At 31.2% G+C, this 17503-nt stretch carries 13 protein-coding genes and 1 tRNA gene; 7 read left to right on the forward strand and 7 right to left on the reverse strand.

Going from position 1 to position 17503, the window contains the following annotated elements; genetic code table 11:
* Window positions 1-3: 3 nt before the first annotated feature.
* The 5 genes from PW52_RS12810 to PW52_RS12830 form a co-directional block, all read right to left on the reverse strand.
* Window positions 4-3354, reverse strand: a complete 3351-nt coding sequence (locus tag PW52_RS12810; RefSeq protein ID WP_052823500.1) for a TonB-dependent receptor — start codon at window positions 3352-3354, stop codon at window positions 4-6.
* 125 nt (window positions 3355-3479) lie between these two features.
* Entirely contained in the window at window positions 3480-4544 is a 1065-nt protein-coding gene (locus tag PW52_RS12815; protein ID WP_052823501.1) for a FecR family protein, read from the reverse strand.
* A 110-nt stretch (window positions 4545-4654) separates the two neighbouring features.
* Window positions 4655-5326: an RNA polymerase sigma factor gene (locus PW52_RS12820; protein ID WP_044633355.1), complete on the reverse strand. Its 672-nt coding sequence runs from the start codon at window positions 5324-5326 to the stop codon at window positions 4655-4657.
* A gap of 396 nt (window positions 5327-5722) precedes the next feature.
* Window positions 5723-6562, reverse strand: a complete 840-nt coding sequence (locus tag PW52_RS12825; RefSeq protein WP_044633356.1) for a zinc-dependent metalloprotease family protein — start codon at window positions 6560-6562, stop codon at window positions 5723-5725.
* A 101-nt stretch (window positions 6563-6663) separates the two neighbouring features.
* Window positions 6664-6737: transfer RNA gene (locus PW52_RS12830), tRNA-Arg, on the reverse strand.
* A 255-nt stretch (window positions 6738-6992) separates the two neighbouring features.
* On the opposite strand from PW52_RS12830, the gene PW52_RS12835 reads away from it, so the two are divergent.
* The 6 genes from PW52_RS12835 (at window position 6993) to PW52_RS12860 (ending at window position 14065) form a co-directional block, all read left to right on the forward strand.
* A complete protein-coding gene (locus PW52_RS12835; RefSeq protein WP_044633357.1) occupies window positions 6993-8555 on the forward strand; it encodes a hypothetical protein in 1563 nt (520 codons plus the stop codon).
* Between the two features lie 72 nt (window positions 8556-8627).
* Window positions 8628-10115: a ComEC/Rec2 family competence protein gene (locus tag PW52_RS12840; RefSeq protein WP_044633358.1), complete on the forward strand. Its 1488-nt coding sequence runs from the start codon at window positions 8628-8630 to the stop codon at window positions 10113-10115.
* A 42-nt stretch (window positions 10116-10157) separates the two neighbouring features.
* Entirely contained in the window at window positions 10158-11465 is a 1308-nt protein-coding gene (locus PW52_RS12845; RefSeq protein WP_044633359.1) for a DUF2268 domain-containing putative Zn-dependent protease, read from the forward strand.
* A gap of 112 nt (window positions 11466-11577) precedes the next feature.
* Complete coding sequence (locus PW52_RS12850; RefSeq protein WP_044633360.1) at window positions 11578-12168, forward strand: hypothetical protein; 591 nt, start codon at window positions 11578-11580, stop codon at window positions 12166-12168.
* A 307-nt stretch (window positions 12169-12475) separates the two neighbouring features.
* Window positions 12476-13270 carry a nucleoside deaminase gene (locus PW52_RS17200; RefSeq protein WP_052823502.1) on the forward strand — a complete coding sequence of 265 codons (795 nt, stop codon included), beginning with the start codon at window positions 12476-12478 and terminating at the stop codon, window positions 13268-13270.
* A 282-nt stretch (window positions 13271-13552) separates the two neighbouring features.
* Complete coding sequence (locus PW52_RS12860; RefSeq protein WP_044633361.1) at window positions 13553-14065, forward strand: RidA family protein; 513 nt, start codon at window positions 13553-13555, stop codon at window positions 14063-14065.
* A gap of 263 nt (window positions 14066-14328) precedes the next feature.
* Here the strand turns inward: PW52_RS12860 and PW52_RS12865 are convergent, their stop codons facing one another.
* A complete protein-coding gene (locus PW52_RS12865) occupies window positions 14329-14985 on the reverse strand; it encodes a hypothetical protein (RefSeq protein ID WP_044633362.1) in 657 nt (218 codons plus the stop codon).
* Between the two features lie 109 nt (window positions 14986-15094).
* Window positions 15095-15967: a helix-turn-helix domain-containing protein gene (locus PW52_RS12870; protein WP_044633363.1), complete on the reverse strand. Its 873-nt coding sequence runs from the start codon at window positions 15965-15967 to the stop codon at window positions 15095-15097.
* Window positions 15968-16244: 277 nt separating this feature from the next.
* Here PW52_RS12870 and PW52_RS12875 point away from each other — a divergent pair, with 277 nt between their 5' ends.
* Complete coding sequence (locus PW52_RS12875) at window positions 16245-17465, forward strand: DUF418 domain-containing protein (RefSeq protein ID WP_044633364.1); 1221 nt, start codon at window positions 16245-16247, stop codon at window positions 17463-17465.
* Window positions 17466-17503 lie beyond the last annotated feature (38 nt).

The following is a 17503-nucleotide window of genomic DNA, read 5'->3' on the forward strand; positions in this document are numbered from 1 at the left end:
AATTTACAATTGAATGTCCAGTCCGAACGAAATAGTTTTTATTGCTGGAGTTAATGCTGTGTATAATCCATTTACAGCCTGTTCTGGATCTATATATAAATCTTTTTCTTTTGTAAATGTTAATATATTAGTACCTCTTGCATACATTCTAATAGAATTAACGTATAACATAGACGCTACTTTTTCTGGGAAATCGTAGGCTATTGTTAAATCTTTTAGGCGAACAAAACTACCATCGTAAATCCATCTTGAAACAGCTGCATTATTACTAATTCCTGGATATCCGCCCCAAACAAATTTAGGAAATAAAGCGTCTGTTTTTCCTGGCACCCACCTGTTTTCATACAAATAAGTCGCTGTACTTCTTGGCGTTAACCTTCCATCTCCTAAACTACCACGAGCTCTAGAATCGAAAATTGAATTACCATAAGAATACATGAAATTAGCACTTAAACTAAAGTTTTTATAAGAAAAAGACGTATTAAAACCACCAAAAACATCTGGAGTAGCAGTGTCACCAGTTAAATATTCTACAGCTTCATTAACATCGCTTGTAGTTGTAGTTTCAGTTGCATCAGTATAAAGTAAAGGCGCACCTGTATCGGCGTCTATACCTGCCCAACCATACATGTAAAAAGAATTAAAATCTTGCCCTACTTGTCTTCTAAAATAGGCATTAAGACCAGTATCTGTATAGTCTTCAACTAGCTCTGTTATTTCATTTTTTAGGAATGTAGCATTAAAACCAAGATTCCATATAAAACCATTCTTATTGATTACATCTGCATTTAAACTAATCTCAATACCGGAATTTTGCATGGTACCAAAATTTTGAGTAAATTCTGTAAACCCTGTAGTTGGAGAAATAGGAACATCTAGAATAAGATCGTCTGATACTCTTTTAAAATATTCAACGGTACCATTAATTTTATTAAATAATCCAAAATCTAAACCAATATTGAAATTCTCCTGTGTTTCCCATCCTAGGTCAGGATTTCCTATTTGAGAAGGAGTTCCTCCTGGAGAACCATCATAATCATTAGTATAAGTATAATACCCTTGAGCAGCATAATTACCAATACCTGCATTTCCTGTTACACCAAATGAGCTTCTTAATTTAAGTAAATTTATAAAAGACATATCTTCTAGAAACCCTTCTTTATTAATATTCCAACTAGCTCCTACAGAATAAAAAGTTCCATATCTATTGTCAGCTCCAAATCTTGAAGAACCATCTCGTCTTATACTACCTGATAGATAGTATTTCCCATTATAATTGTAGTTAGCTCTAGAAAACATAGAACTAAATGTGTATTCTGAAGTAGATCCACTAGCATCAATTAAGGCCGCAGCACTTAATGTTGTTACAACATCATTAGGAAAATCTGTTCCTAAAGCCCAAAATGTTTCTCCTTTAGTTTTTTGCGCTTCATAACCTGCTAACACATTAATATTATGGCCGCCATCTAAAGTTAAATTATAATCCAAGGTTTGTGTACCTACCCATGTTTTACTAGTTACACTACCTTGATAAGCCCTTCCATTAACATTATATCCAGCACCATAACGTCTGTTATAATACTGAGAATCTTTAACATTAAGGATATCAAAATTCCATTGGCTTCTAAATGTTAAATTCTCTAATGGCGTTATTGATACTGAAAAGTTATCAATAATTCTATTTGTGTTAGTTCCCCATTCATCGTCTCCACTTAAACTACCTACAATATTAGGTCCTATTGGAAAATAACCAGTCTCAGCATGTAATGCATTAAAGTCTCCGTTTTCGTCATATATAGGAATTAATGGAGATAATTCTAAACTAACTTTAAAAGGGTTATTCCATGATCCACCATCTTCGGCAGTACTTGAATTAGTCTCTGCAATTGAGATGTTATTTGATAAGGTTATATAGTCGTTAACTTTGTATTCTAAATTAGCACGCGTACTAAATCTATCAAAACCGTAGCCTATTATATAACTTTCTTGATCCATATAACCAGCAGACATAAAGTATTTAACTTTATCTGTACCACCTCTTACACTCAAATCATAACTTTGTGTTATTCCTGTTTGCGTTATGGCGTCTAACCAATTTGTATCTGTTGGCTCTCCTGTTAAAGGATCTGTTTGTTGAATAAATCTGGCATCTAATCTTGCTTGTGCCTCTTCTACTGTATCTCCTTGATTTACATAACCCTCAATAAACAACTCTTTATATTGTGCTGCATTTAGTGGTTTTAAAATATTATTTGAGGCTTGAGAATTAAAACCTGTTAGTGTTTTTAACTCAATAACTGCCTTACCAGATTTTCCCTGTTTTGTAGTAATTAATATAACACCATTTGCTCCTCTTGACCCATAAATTGCAGTAGACGCAGCATCTTTTAATATACTTATGTTTTCAATATCATTTGGGTTTATTGATGCCATAACATTAGAACTTGCACCGTCGTTATCAAGTGTAGATTGGCTACCAGCTGCAATCGGAATACCGTCAATAACGTATAATGGCTCACTTGATGCGTTGATAGATCCCGTACCCCTAATTCTAATTTGCGTATTTGCTCCTGGAGCACCATCAACGGCTGATGCCTGTAAACCCGCTACACTTCCTCTAAGCGATTGTTCGAATGTAGAGGTTGGCATTTGTTGTAACTCTTCACTTTTCACTACAGAAACAGCACCTGTTAAAGACTCTTTTGTTTGACTACCGTAACCAACAATTACTACTTCGCTTAATGCGGCAGCGCTTTCTTTCATGATCACATTAATTTCTTTTTGTGCACCAACAACCACACTTTGCGTTCCCATACCTACATAGGTAAATTCTAAAACACTCTCTGTATTTGGTACAGAAATATTATATTTTCCATCAAAATCAGATTGGACACCTGTTTTTGTACCTTTTACAATAATATTTACACCAGGCAATGGCATACCGTATTCATCTGTTACAGTTCCTGTTATTAAAATTTCTTGAACTGCATTAACTTTAGCTTCGTCGTTATTTTCAACCTTACTCTTTTTAACAACAACTTGTTTGCCATCAATATTATAAGTAAGTCCTGTATTTATAAACGCTTGATCTAAAACTCGTGTTATAGGTGCCTTCATAAATTTTAAAGACACTTTTTTATTAGTTTTTACAACATCATCTTTATAAAAAAAGATATACTCACTATTATTTTGAATTTTGTTGAATAGTTCTTCTATTGATATACTTTTTACATCTATATCAATTTTCGACTGGCCTGAAATTGTGTTAGCATAAACCGATGTAAGCCCTATACTAAGAAATAATAAAAATATTCTCATAATAGCTAGAATATCTACACTTGATTTTTTTTTCATACTTTTGAATTGAGTTAATTAATGTTGCTACGTAAGTAGCAATGTTAAATTTTAAATAGCTGGAAAATGTTGCCGCATTTTCTAGCTTTTTTAATTTTTAGAATTTAGTTTTCTTCATTTACTACTTATTTTTGATTAATGATTATTTTATTGTTATTGATAGTATATTCCATATCTGTACTCGCAGCTATATTTTGGAGCACACTTTCTATATTCTCATTTAAATCTAAATACCCCGAAAAGGTTTCGTTTGCTAAGTCGTTACTTAAAATCTCAACATTTATATTATAATATCTTGATAGTCTTTTTGTAATATAGTTTAGACTATTATTTTTGAATATTAAGATACCGTCTCTCCATGAAAAGTAATGGTCTACATTTACCTTTTCGGATACAATGCTTTTGGTACTTTTATTAAAGCTTGCTTTTGTACCCGGTGTAATTTTCATTTTCTCGGTAAAGTCTGTAGCATTAAGGTTGGCTTTATAACTAATTTTTACACTACCGCTTTTTAATACGGTGTTGGTAATTTTCTCGTCTTTATAACTAGTTACACAAAAAACAGTCCCGAGTACTTTAACCTCTTGATTATCTGATAATACTATAAAAGGCTTATCTTTATTATGTGCTACATCAAAAATGGCTTCACCTTCTAAATACACCTCGCGTTGGCTACCATTAAACACTGCGGGATAAACCATTTTCGATCCAGAGTTTAACCATACAACACTACCGTCGGACAGTTTTATTTTACTTCGCTTTCCGTAAGGAATTAAAAGTGTATTGTATAATGTTTTACTATTTTTTTTGGTTTGTTGTTCTACCTCTTTTTTACTACCTAGAGATACTTTTTCACCAGAATTAGAATAATTTATTTCTGAAGACTCTTCATTTAAATTAACAGTTTCGCCATTGGATAAAACTAAAACAACATCGCTTGAGTTATTAACATCGATATTATTAGCTTCACTTACAACGGTTTTTATTGAAGTTTCCGATTTAGAACTCAAAACGTATAAACTTGAACTTATTAATACAACACAAAATGCTAAAACTCCAAACCTAATTCGTTTTTTACGTTTCTGTTTAGGTAAATTATCAACAGCGGTTAATATTTTATTTCTCAACACCACTTTTTCAAGCTCTGTAATAGGTAGTATTTTTATTTTAGATGATTCTCTTTCTTTCATTTTTAATTTAAAAAAATTAACTAATTTTCAGTTAGTTAAATTATTTGATAACATATTTAATAAGTAGGTTTGGGTATTTTTATAGACAAAAATTCTTCGTAATTTTTAAATTAATAATAAAAATTAAGTTTACGCAGTGCTTTTACTGCTCTATAAATTGAAGTACGAGCGGTTTCAACAGAAATATTTAAAATTTCTGAAATTTCCTCATAAGATTTATCTTCATTAAACCTTAAATACAATACTCTTCGTTGTTTTTCTGTTAAGGTTTTTAATGCTTTAGAAAGCGAACTATTTCTATGTGCAGTTTGCTCTTCGCTTATTATTTTCTTTTCGCAAGAATCGGCATGATTTTTAGGAGTTCTATCTAATTTGCTCTGGAATTCGGCAGTTTCTATAGGTTTATCTTTTACCTTATATTTTTTATTGATTTTACGCCTTAAAGACTGCAGTAAATAATATTTAACGTTGCTGGTAATCGATAAATTTTTTCTGTATTTATATAAATCTAAAAACAAATCATGAATACAATCCATAACATAGCCACGATCTTTAGAATGATACATCCCGTAGTTAAACAATACATCAATATACAAATCGTAGAGTTCGCCAAGGGCCAACTTATCGCCTTTTATAAGTCGCTTCCAAATTATTATATCTTCATTGTTTGAAGTTTTCAAGCTACTTAAACTTGTTTCTTTAGTTTTTGCAAAAACATCTTCATTTACATGTAAATTATTTTCCAAAGCTAAAGCCAACGCTAGTTCTCCATATTCTTGCATAAACTTTATTTTTTGAGTTAGTTTTAAAAGCAGTATTACATGCTTTCAATAATATAAGCAAAAATTAGAGTTGACATAGACAAAATTATCAAATTGATAATCAATTTTATGTTATTTTAAAAAAACAGCGTGATTTTAAACTAAATTTTAAATTTTTATTTCAAAAATTACGACATCTCTATTTTTTATACAACGCATTGAAACGTTTTTTTAAAGGTTAAAAATTAATTTTTCATTATTTTTCTGTTAATTTATCATGACCTAAAAGGTCTCAGTTTATAACAAAAACACATACCAAAACCCTTAATTTTTTTTAGAATTTTAATACCCCTATAGAGTAACTAATTTATACAGTAAATAGAGCAAACGTCCAAAAATATTATATGTACTAACGGATTAAAAACTTCTATCTAAAGCTTCTAACCTTGAAACTAGTATTTGGCCTTCGTTTAAAGCATAACCATCGGTATAAACGCCTCCCATTAAACAACCATAGCTACAATCGTTGTGGCTTAGTCCAAGAACATGTCCAATTTCGTGCGATATTGTTCTAGAAAGCGAACCTCTATCGAAACTTGTTTTACTTTCTGTTAGTAATGTTTTTTCTGGTACACCACCGCCATTATGTTTATTGGTCCATGTTCCAACCACCGAATGGTAATTAAAACCACTCATTGCGTTTCCTTGAGAAGTATTACCAATAAATGGAAACATATAAATATGAAACAAATTTTCACCTAACTCTGCTTCTGTACTCATAAATTCTGGCTGCATTAAAGCATATAAATGAGGGAGTCGTTCTGGATCAGAGTTACCATTATCGTCTCTTTGCGTACTTGCTATAAATTTAATTGAAGCTTCATAATTATCTCCTTTTACAACATCTTCTTCTATTATCGATTCTATATTCCAAATAATGTTAGCTTGTTCCCAAATAGCATTCACTTCCGGCATTATTGTTTCGGTTACATCTTCTGGTGTAACCCAACTCTCCATATCTATACCTGTTGAGTGCGGCATAACAATATCTTGCATAAGGTGCACTCTTAAATTTAAGGTAATAACATAAGGTGAATCGTCTTCTGGCTCATCGTCATCGTTACTTTCTATTTTTTCAGGCAAACTTTCTGATGAACTTCCTGAGCAACCTTCTATTAAAAACAGAAATGCAATTAATAAAATACCAAGAATACATGATTTAATTTTAAATGGAAATCTGTTACTGTATAGTTTCATAATAAAAAAAATGGTTACGTTATATAATATTAAGGAAGCAATATGAAATTTATAGACAGTTAAAAACAAAAAAGCCTTAACGTAAACGTTAAGGCTTTAAGTGATCGCACTAGGATTCGAACCTAGGACCGCCTGCTTAGAAGGCAGGTGCTCTATCCAGCTGAGCTATGCGACCAGATATTTATAATTTAATTTTCCAGTGCGCAAATATAGAATTAACTACAAATCTAACCAAAAAAAATTCTTAATAATTTAATTCTATCTATTTTTAACAAATAACACAAACGAAATCAGTATTTTACAAAACACAACACCTATAAAAGCTAGCAAAAATGGGTAATTTAAACTCAGTTTAGAAGAATTTTACCCTGCAAAACACTAAAATTTAAAGTCGAAAGTTATACTTTTATCACATAAAACTCTAACTGTAATGCGTTACATCTATTTTGCCTTAACCTTATGCTTTTTAATGCTTTGGAGCTCTTGCCGAAAAGATTTTGAGTTTTCTGCTAGTACAGGAATACTGCAATTTTCTAAAGACACCGTATATTTAGATACCGTTTTTACAAACATTGGGTCGAGTACTTATAACCTAAAAGTTTATAATAAAAGTGATAACGATATTTTAATTCCTTCGGTTAAATTAGCCTTAGGAGATGCTTCAAACTACAGATTAAATGTTGATGGCATTGCAGGAAAATCGTTTGAAAACGTTGAACTCCTCGCTAAGGATAGCTTATTTATTTTTATTGAAACCACCATAGATTATAACGCTTTTAGCAACACTGAAACCTCTTTTTTATATACCGATAAAATTGAATTCGACTCTGGCGCAAATCTTCAAGAAGTAGAACTGGTTACTTTGGTTCAAGACGCTATTTTTATTTATCCAGATAGAGATAACACCACCAAAGTTATTGAAACATTAACATTAAATATTGGCGGAGAATTAATTGAAACCGAGTTACAAGGACGCGAATTATTGCCAGAAGAACTCACGTTTACAAACCAAAAACCTTATGTTATTTACGGATTTGCCACGGTGCCAGAAAACCAAACTTTAACTATTGAAGCTGGCTCACGCGTACATTTCCATGCCGATTCGGGCATTATTGTTTCTAATAACGCATCTATACAAATTAATGGTGAATTTAGCTCAGATCAAGAAACCCTTGAAAACGAAGTGATTTTTGAAGGCGACCGTTTAGAACCGCTTTTTGCCGATATTCCCGGACAATGGGGAACCATTTGGCTGTTAGATGGCAGCACTAATAACAACATTAATTATTTAACCATAAAAAATGCAACTATTGGTATATTAAGCGATGGCAACCCGAATGCCGTTAATAACAAACTTAATATTAGCAACTCGCAAATTTACAACACCAGCGCATTTGGTATTTTTGGCAGAAACACCTCAATAGCTGCAGAAAATCTGGTTATAAATAATAGCGGACAATCATCTTTCGCTGGAACCATTGGCGGAAAATACAATTTTACACACGCCACATTAGTAAATTATTGGAATAATGGCTTTAGGCAATATCCGGCGGTTTTACTAAATAATTTTATTTTAGATGAAGACAACAACGCTACACTCGCTAGTTTAACCGAAGCCAATTTTAATAATTGCATTATTTATGGCAACGATAATACCGAGTTTCAGCTTGAAGAAATTGAAGACGATGCTATCGATTTCAATTTTAAATTCACCAATTGTTTAATCCGTTTTAACGATACTAGTAATAATTTTACTGGCGATAATTACAATTTTGATAATGATGAATTATACGAAAACATTATTTTTAATCGCGAGCCAGATTTTAAAGATACCGACACCAACCAGTTTATTATTGGCGCAGATTCCGAAGCTATTAATCAAGGTTTCCCCCTATTTGCAAACCAAGTTCCATTCGATATTTTAAATGAAGATAGAACTGCTTCTCCAGATATAGGGGCTTATCAACATACCACATTTACCGACGACGATTAAATTTAGTACATCTACTTATTGTTTTAATACATCATATTTTATAACTTTCTGACTATCAAAACCAAATAAGTCATGTCTACCATAAAATATGTAAAACACAACACCGCAAAAGTTTACAAAAACAGCACAGACAACAGTGTACTACTAGAAGCCTTGTGGGGCGATCGTGTTGAAATTGTTGAAAACACCCCCATAAACGGACGTTATAAAGTACATGTGCGTTGGGCTAATTATGCTTATATAAAACCCGAAGATTTAGGCGACGAACCACTGCTAGAACTCTATTTTATTGATGTTGGCCAAGGCGATGGCGTTTTAATTGTAACTCCAGAACGCAAGCATATTTTAGTAGATGGTGGCTATAAACGCTCCAAACAACCACATGGCAAAAGCGCAGCCGATTTTGTAGACTGGAAATTTAAAAAAGATTACCGCCAAAATACCATCGAGCTCGATGCCATGATTTGCTCGCATTGTGATGCCGACCATTACGGCGGTTTATGGGATTTACTAAATCCTGAAGAACGCGAACAAAAGGAACTCGACACAACAGCTACCCACGTAAATACATTTTATCATGCTGGTGTTTCTTGGTTTAAAACAGAAGAAAAATCGCGATTTCTCGGAAAAGAAGCCGATGGAAAATTACATGATTTACTCACCGGTAAAACATCAATTAAAAATGCCTTACGCCAAAATGCCGATTTAAAACTGCAAGGCGAATGGGCACAATTTTTAGAATGCATTATCGCATCAAATTGTAAAGTAAAACGTTTAGCCTACAACCCAGAACAGCATTTTGATTATTTAGATGATTTTGAAGCCGACAAACCAACATCAATAAAGGTTTTGGGACCAATTGAAACCACATATAATGGCAAACCCACGCTAAAAGATTTAGGATCGTACAGTAAAAACACCAATGGGAATTCGGTATTACTACGTGTTGATTATGGCCGAACGAGAATTTTATTAACCGGCGATTTAAACAAGAAAAGTCAGCGATATATTTTAGAATCCTTATCCGGAAATTTGCTTGAACTCGCAGCCGATGTTGTAAAATCTTGTCATCATGGTAGCGACGATTGCTCTTATGAGTTTCTTCAATATGTAAATGCGGCAGCCACCGTTATTTCGTCGGGCGACGACGAAATCCACGCGCATCCAAGACCAAATATTGTTGCGGCTTCGGGTGCCACAGGTTTTAAAAAAATTGAAAACGACGAAATGATAACTCCGCTTATTTACAGCACCGAAATATCCCGCAGTTATCGTATTGGCGATCCTTACGAAGTAAACTCAAATAATTACGAAACCGCAAATGGTGCTATCGATGTGGTTTTAACCAACGAAGCTAAAACCAATATTCGTTATAAGCACGGTAAATCTGGAGCGTTAAACCCTACCGATAAAGTAAAAACCATGAGCCGTTTAAAAGTGGTTGATGGCATTGTTTATGGTTTAGTAAACGTACGCACCGATGGAGAAAAAATTATTTGTGCCACACTAAATGAAGGCAAAAGTGAATGGGAATATAAAACCTTTGCATCGCGGTTTTAAAATAGCGTTAAATTATTAAAGTTGACAATAATTACTAACCTGATGAAAACAAAACTCTATATAAAATATTTAATATTTATTTTACTGAGCAGTTGTTCGAAACAATCTGAAGATAAATTTAATCATTGTAAAGACTTTCAAAACGAAAAAGCAGAACTAATTGCTCTGGGTTCTTATCCTAATTACTACTACAACCTTGCTAATGAATTAAATAACGCTGGCCGAATCAATTTAGCAATTGAAGCATACATAAATTGTATTAAAACTAGTAATTCTCAAACATTTGTTGAAGATGCCATGTACAATGTTTCAATACTCTATTTTGAAACCAACCAAGATTCAAGGGCATACACACTTATGGATTCGTTAATAATCAGAAAGTACACTTGGTTAAATTGGTATAAAACCGCTAAACATCCGTTTTTTAAGCAACCCAACTATCTTTCTAGATTAGAAAAAATAGACAGCATTAATGCGTTAATAAACAATCCTATAAATTGTAATTTTCACTATCAAGATGTTTCCAACTTTATAACCGCATTTAAAAAAAGCCAAACTAATTGGAATAACGCCCCTTCATATTTTTATAACGATTACTTCTCGAAAGCATCAAAAGCATTATATTTCTATCAAAAATTTAAAATCCAATCATCATCTCATCAATTTGCTTATCGCATTGAAGATAAAGAAGCGTATTTCCAATCTATAATTCCGAATTTAACAAAACTCAACACACAAGAAAAAGTAATTAGAAATCATTTAAACGAATTTAAAAAATTGTACCCAAATGCCATTTTTCCCGACATATATTATGTTGTTGGTTGTTTTAATGCCGGTGGTACATCCAGTCCTTTTGGATTAATAATAGGAGCTGAAATGCACACTAAAACGGAAGCTTCCAATTTAACAAATTTCAATAATTGGGAAAAAAAGGTAGTTCGAGATTTTTCTAATTTGCCATTAATCACTTTACACGAATTAGTTCATATTCAGCAAAATAATAACTATAATAACTTATTAGGCAATGCTATTTATGAAGGAGCTGCAGATTTTATTAGCACTTTAGTATGTGGTTCGCACATTAATGAACATGTACACGATTGGGCAAATAAAAATGAAAACGAAGTCTGGCATGCATTTAAAAAAGAAATGTACGGAGAAAATACACAAAATTGGATTGGAAATGCAGATAGAGCCAAAGGTAAACCAGCCGATTTAGGTTACTATGTTGGTTTTAAAATTTGCGAAAGCTATTACAACAACCAAACAGATAAAAAGAAAGCTATTAAAGAGATATTATCCATCACTAATTGGAATGAATTTTATTTAAAAAGCAGGTATATGAAATAAAGCGTATAAGTGAAATGATCACAAAACTTAAACCAGTTAAACTTTTAAAAGCTAACGACAAGAGATAATTAACAAATATCTCAAGGGAGCAGAAATAAATGTACCTAATATTATGAAAACAATATCTCTAATTTTAATTTTTATTTTAAATACAATCACTTATTCTCAAAATAAAAACTATGTAAATGATTTTGGAAACCCCCTTACAAAAACTGAATTTCTAAAAATAAAAAAAGAAGGTGGTACAGTTATTAGACTGAAAAACAATATATATTATAAAAAAGGTATTATCCCAGTCGAATATAATGGACAAATATCTGATTCTCTTAAGTTTGAAATTATAAAATTTTTGGAATCAAATGCCAACTTTAAAATAAAAAAAACTGATAAAATAATTATAGATTATGCCATTGACCATAAATGCAATATAATTAACAATATTAATTTCAATCACTATATTAAAACTATTGAAGAAAAGAAAGATATATCATTATTTATTATAATAGACAACTACGATGATAACGCGAAAGACCAAATTGTAGACAATTCGGATTTAATAAAAAATAATTTTTTCAAATATATTAACTGGAATTTAGATAATGAATACAGATGTGGCGGAGTTCTTTTAATTTATCCTAACAATTCGTTTTTAAGAATTTATGGTGAATACAACCTGATGGATATATTTGAAAGAATAAAGTAACTTTGCTAAATGAACTAAATGATGCAATTTTCCGCATAAAATCATGTTAAGCACCATAAATTAAATAAACTTAGCTTTTTCACCACCTACCACAATAACACTACCTACTTTTCCAACCGCGATTTTAAATTATTTTTAAAACTACAAAAACTCTAAAAATCAGTACATTTACGTATTGAGTATTCAATATAAAAAACAAAACTTATTAATTGGTTTGTAGAAGTCTTTAATATAGATTTTGTATCGTTAAAGTTGGCAGTAATTTGGGTAAATCATTATCATAAAAAAACTTAAAAAATAAACTTTCATGAAAAAAACATATTTCTTAATTAGCATTTTTATTTTATCGATATGCTTTTTTTCATGTGCAATAAAACAGCCTAATTCTAAATTAATTCTTGAAAAATGTGAATGTACTCTCGATTCTGCTTCTGTTGATTCGGTTTCGTTCGAACAACAAGAACTTGACTATTTTTATTCCTTAATGGCTTATGCCGTAGTTCATAAAGATTGGCAAGTTAACGCTCTTGAAGGTAGAGGATACAACATTGGTTCGGTGTTAGTAGATAGCGATAAATATGTTGTTGACTGGGCGAGAAATTCCGTAAATATTAAAATGAATGCAACCCAACATGGAGAAGTACGAGTAATGCAATCGTATTTAGACAGTGTTCAAACCTATTCTTTAAAAGGCTTTTCAATATATACAACTTTAGAGCCATGTGCCATGTGTTCTGGTATGATGAAATTAACTAGCATAAATAGAACTGTTTATGGTCAAACAGATCCCGACTACGGAAAAGCATTGCAAAGACTCCAATTAAAATCAGACTCATGTTGCAGCGGCGGTTATTCTCCATATCCGCGACCTGTAATTTCAGACAAATCGGCTGACCCGATTTCAGCAGAAATAGATTCAGCTTACGCAAACTACAAAGGAAAATATTTAGTTGATTTTTTAGCAACATCAGAAGCTGAAAAATTATTTAGGAAAGCATCAAGCATGTTTCAACTTTATAAAAAAGCAAAGTACGCAGAAAATCAAAAGTATATAGACAGTGCTCATGAACTTTATAATTTGGTAGATGGATCTATTAAGTAGAAAATAAAATTATTGTAGATTTTCTATTCGGTTGGTATTTTCTAAATGAGGTGTAATACTTACAACTAATCTTATACAAAACCAACATGCACCACAAACCCCCTAAAAATCAGTACATATACGTATTTGTTTTTCAATATAAAAAATAGAACTTACCAATTGTTTGGCAGAAGTCATTAAAACGAACTTATCATAAAATTGTACGTTATACTAAAAACGTCATTTCGCAATAAACGGGATAGCCAAAAAACCGACCAACGTAGGCACTAAACAATTAGAATAATGAAAAAAACAACCAACCAACTTACCTTACTTGTAACAATTTTTACATTATTTTTTGGATTACAGAGTTGTGAACAAAAAGAAGCAACAAAAGAAGTTGAAAAAGAAGTAATTATTGAATCTGAAAAGCCTGAATATTTTCTGCTAAGACCAGAAGTAGAAAAAGCTTACGGATATTCACACGCTGTGAAAATTGGAAATAATATTAAAATTTCTGGTGCTGTTAGTATGGACGATGAAGGCAATCCAACAGCAATTGGAGATTTAGGGCAACAAATGAAAAATTGCTATGCCGATTTGGAAAAAATACTAAAACACTACGGTTGCACATTTGATGATGTTATAAAAGAAGACATTTTTACAACCAATATGCCATTGTTTCTTGAAAACGCCGCTTACAGAGCTGAAATATATAACAAGCAATTTCCTACTGGTTCGTGGCTTGGTGTAAAAGAATTGGCTATACCCGAATTTATGATTGAAATCGAGTTAGAAGTTTATAAACCGGAATAAGCACAAACCCTCAACACCGCATATATTTTATTGCTTGTTCTCGCCAAATTATAATAATCTTAACCGATTTTTAGTTTGGCGTATTCTTGCAAAATTAGTAGCTTAATTGCACACCTAGACACAATAACCTGCAACAAAATAAACTTAGCCTTTTTACTATCTAATACAATACATCCTTTGCCAAACAATATACTAGCTTAATATTATTTTTTTTAATAACAAAAACCTAAATATTGATCTTTGTTTTCAATTAAATAATTTAACTACAATAGTACATTAAATAAAATTTGTTTAATAATCATACCACATATAATGATAATATATGGTATAAAATTCCGTCCATATTTTTTATCTAAAACTATCAACCCCGTAAAGAGTAAATAGATAAATATAAATTTAATATTATTTATAGTTCGTGGATGCAAATCAAATATATAAGGTCCTATTCTACCAAATATTGGGCCAATAAACACCGCAGCTGTTCCAATTATATATCGCATATGTTTAGGTGTATCCTTTTTGTGATAAATAGCTAATACATAAAAAAGAATTAATAAAACAGCATCTGAAATTGGAAGATACGCAAGCATAGCGTGGTCGGCTTGTAGTATTCTAAATATAGGATGAATAAAGGAAAGTATTAGTATCGGGAAAAGAAAATAAGAAACCTTGCCTATAATTTTGTGACTTTTATATTTTCTAAATCGTATTAATAACGGTTGAATGATAAATAACAAAATCCATAATGAAGCGAAAAAAACATGAATATGATCGAATATGGATATTTTACTATGAGATAATGCAGATGTGTTTTCGTTAAAATCTGGAAATTGACCAAAATAAGTTTTGTAAAACGCAAGTATAACTAAAGGAACCAAAATTAACATGATATAGCCAATATTCTTATATGCTTTTTCCATCTGTATTTAAAGTTTAGAGTTTAGCCTAATATTCATTCACACAAATGTATTGTAATTCAATAACTTAAACTTTTCTTAAAAGCTCAATATTTTTTCTCTAAAGAAAATATTAAGAAGACAGACCGTATTTTCTATACTGTTGAGGAGAGACCTTGAATTTTTCTTTAAAAATTCTACTAAAATGAGACAGATTTTTAAACCCAGAATTAAATACAATATCAGAGATGCTTTGCTTAGTTGTAATCAAAAGTTTAGCTGCATAATTAAGACGCTTGTTTGTGAGCCATTTTCCCGGACTGGTATTATAATATTTGACAAAATCTCTTTTAAAAGCAGAAAGACTTCTACTTGAAATTCGGGCAAATTCATTTAAAGTTAAACAATACATATAGTTTTTTTCCATGATCTGCCATATTGGAGGTTTTATTTCATCATTTAGGTGTAAAATATATGCAAGTAATTGCTTGTTTAATGGATTCGATAAAATATTTAAAAACAGCTCTTTAAATTTTAGTTCAAGCAATTGTTCTGTTGGTGGTATTGTTTGTTTAAAATATGGAATTAAACTATAAAAATACGTTTTTGTCACCTCGTTTAATTCTATTTTAATAAGCATATCACTAGTTAATGTAGGGAGATTTTCAATTGGTAAACTATCCATATATTCGTTCGCAAATTGAATTAAAAATTCATCAGGAATATGAAAAGCAAGTACGTTCCAACTCTGGGCATCTGGTAACTCTTGTACATAGGCCGATTTACGCTGAAAATAAGAAGTTTGTGGTGTTACTTTCCAAGACTTTCCGCTCTGATGTAAAATGCGTTCACCCTCCAACGAAAAAGCTATAAGGTTATAATGGTTGTATAAATTCACTAACCTGTCTATTTGTGGGCACTTATAATATACAAAAAGCAAATCTCTTACCGAAAGTTGTTTAAAAATATTAGGGTTTGCTAATCCTTCATCATAAGTGTTAATCATAGGCCGCTTTATAGAATAATTAAGAACAATTCATAAAATTTAATATGAGTTGCAACAAAACACTTAAAAGTAACTCATTTAAAGCAAAAAAACTAACAATTAGACACTTACAGTTTAAATTACAAAAATACCCTAAAAATCAGTACATATACGTATTTGTTATTCAATATAAAAAATAGAACTTACCAATTGTTTGGCATAAGACTTTAAAACGAACTTTATATTACTAAAGTCACCTTTCATTATGCTCTTTATAATTTGATAAAATAATATTCTTATGAAAATTAGTATGCCTATTGACCCCAATAAAAGAATCGAAATTATAGATATTCTTCGCGGATTTGCACTACTAGGTATTATTTTTATGAATATGAGCTTTTTTAGCGGTTATATGTTTATGCCTTTTGATGAGTTGAAGCAAATATCGAACTTTGAGTTAGATAATAAATTATATTCTTTTTTAGGGGTAATAGTTACAGGTAAATTTTACACTATATTTTCAATTTTATTTGCTGTTGGTTTTTATATCCAATTCAACAAAAACAGAGATAGAACTGCCGATTTTTTAAAAACCTATCGCAGAAGACTATTCATTTTATTAATTATAGGTATTCTACATACTTTATTTTGGTATGGCGATATATTACTAACCTACTCTATTTTTGGCTTTATTCTAATTTTATTTCGAAATGTAAAACCCAAAATACTACTTCGGTGGTCATTATTTTTTCTGTTAGTCCCATTTTTATTCGATTTTGCTCTTTTACTTTATATTGAAGCCTTACAACCAAACATCCCTGCAAACACAGATGAAATACCAATGTCGCGCATTTCTTACCCAGATATGTCGAATGTAGACCTTATTAATACATTTAGAGACGGTAGTGTTATCGAAATTTTCAAGTTAAATATTCATAATTTTATTTGGAAGCATTTAGGCTATATACCGTCAGGAGGCTATTTTACATTCCTTGGTATTTTTCTATTAGGCTACTATCTGGCATCAATAGAATTCTTTAAAAAAACACCAAAATCTACTAAACTAATCGTAATTGTTTTAATATGTGGGATAATAATTACTATTGCTAATAAATTTTTAGGGGGCAATGCATACGGAATACCTACGCTGCAAAATATTCGCTATAAATTCTTATCTAAAGTTGGTCAATTGCTAATTAGTCTTTCTTATATCATGGCCATAATTAAAATTGCACAAACTGCAATTGGTAAAAAAGTATTTAAATATTTAATACCTGTAGGCAGAACAGCCTTGAGTAATTACCTTATACAAACCATTTTAATGGTTGTTATTTTTTATAATTTCGGGTTTAGTTTATTCGGGAAAATAGGGTTAATTCCAACCTTCGCTATTTCTATAATTATTGTTATCATTCAAATAATTGCAAGTAATATTTGGTTAAAACACTATCGATTTGGACCATTTGAATGGGTTTGGAGAAGCTTAACTTATAAAAAACGGATAAACATTCGACGTTAAAACATATAATTTAACCAAAGGCAGCAGCGTGGATAAGT

Source organism: Neotamlana sedimentorum (genome assembly GCF_000943565.1).
Classification (GTDB): Bacteria; Bacteroidota; Bacteroidia; order Flavobacteriales; family Flavobacteriaceae; genus Neotamlana; species Neotamlana sedimentorum.

What these genes read in the sequence shown, in the direction of transcription:
- PW52_RS12810 (WP_052823500.1), bottom strand. Translation starts at nt 3,354, where the DNA reads ATGAAAAAAAAATCAAGTGTAGATATTCTAGCTATTATGAGAATATTT.
- PW52_RS12815 (WP_052823501.1), bottom strand. Translation starts at nt 4,544, where the DNA reads ATGAAAGAAAGAGAATCATCTAAAATAAAAATACTACCTATTACAGAG.
- PW52_RS12820 (WP_044633355.1), bottom strand. Translation starts at nt 5,326, where the DNA reads ATGCAAGAATATGGAGAACTAGCGTTGGCTTTAGCTTTGGAAAATAAT.
- PW52_RS12825 (WP_044633356.1), bottom strand. Translation starts at nt 6,562, where the DNA reads ATGAAACTATACAGTAACAGATTTCCATTTAAAATTAAATCATGTATT.
- PW52_RS12835 (WP_044633357.1), top strand. Translation starts at nt 6,993, where the DNA reads ATGCGTTACATCTATTTTGCCTTAACCTTATGCTTTTTAATGCTTTGG.
- PW52_RS12840 (WP_044633358.1), top strand. Translation starts at nt 8,628, where the DNA reads ATGTCTACCATAAAATATGTAAAACACAACACCGCAAAAGTTTACAAA.
- PW52_RS12845 (WP_044633359.1), top strand. Translation starts at nt 10,158, where the DNA reads ATGAAAACAAAACTCTATATAAAATATTTAATATTTATTTTACTGAGC.
- PW52_RS12850 (WP_044633360.1), top strand. Translation starts at nt 11,578, where the DNA reads ATGAAAACAATATCTCTAATTTTAATTTTTATTTTAAATACAATCACT.
- PW52_RS17200 (WP_052823502.1), top strand. Translation starts at nt 12,476, where the DNA reads ATGAAAAAAACATATTTCTTAATTAGCATTTTTATTTTATCGATATGC.
- PW52_RS12860 (WP_044633361.1), top strand. Translation starts at nt 13,553, where the DNA reads ATGAAAAAAACAACCAACCAACTTACCTTACTTGTAACAATTTTTACA.
- PW52_RS12865 (WP_044633362.1), bottom strand. Translation starts at nt 14,985, where the DNA reads ATGGAAAAAGCATATAAGAATATTGGCTATATCATGTTAATTTTGGTT.
- PW52_RS12870 (WP_044633363.1), bottom strand. Translation starts at nt 15,967, where the DNA reads ATGATTAACACTTATGATGAAGGATTAGCAAACCCTAATATTTTTAAA.
- PW52_RS12875 (WP_044633364.1), top strand. Translation starts at nt 16,245, where the DNA reads ATGAAAATTAGTATGCCTATTGACCCCAATAAAAGAATCGAAATTATA.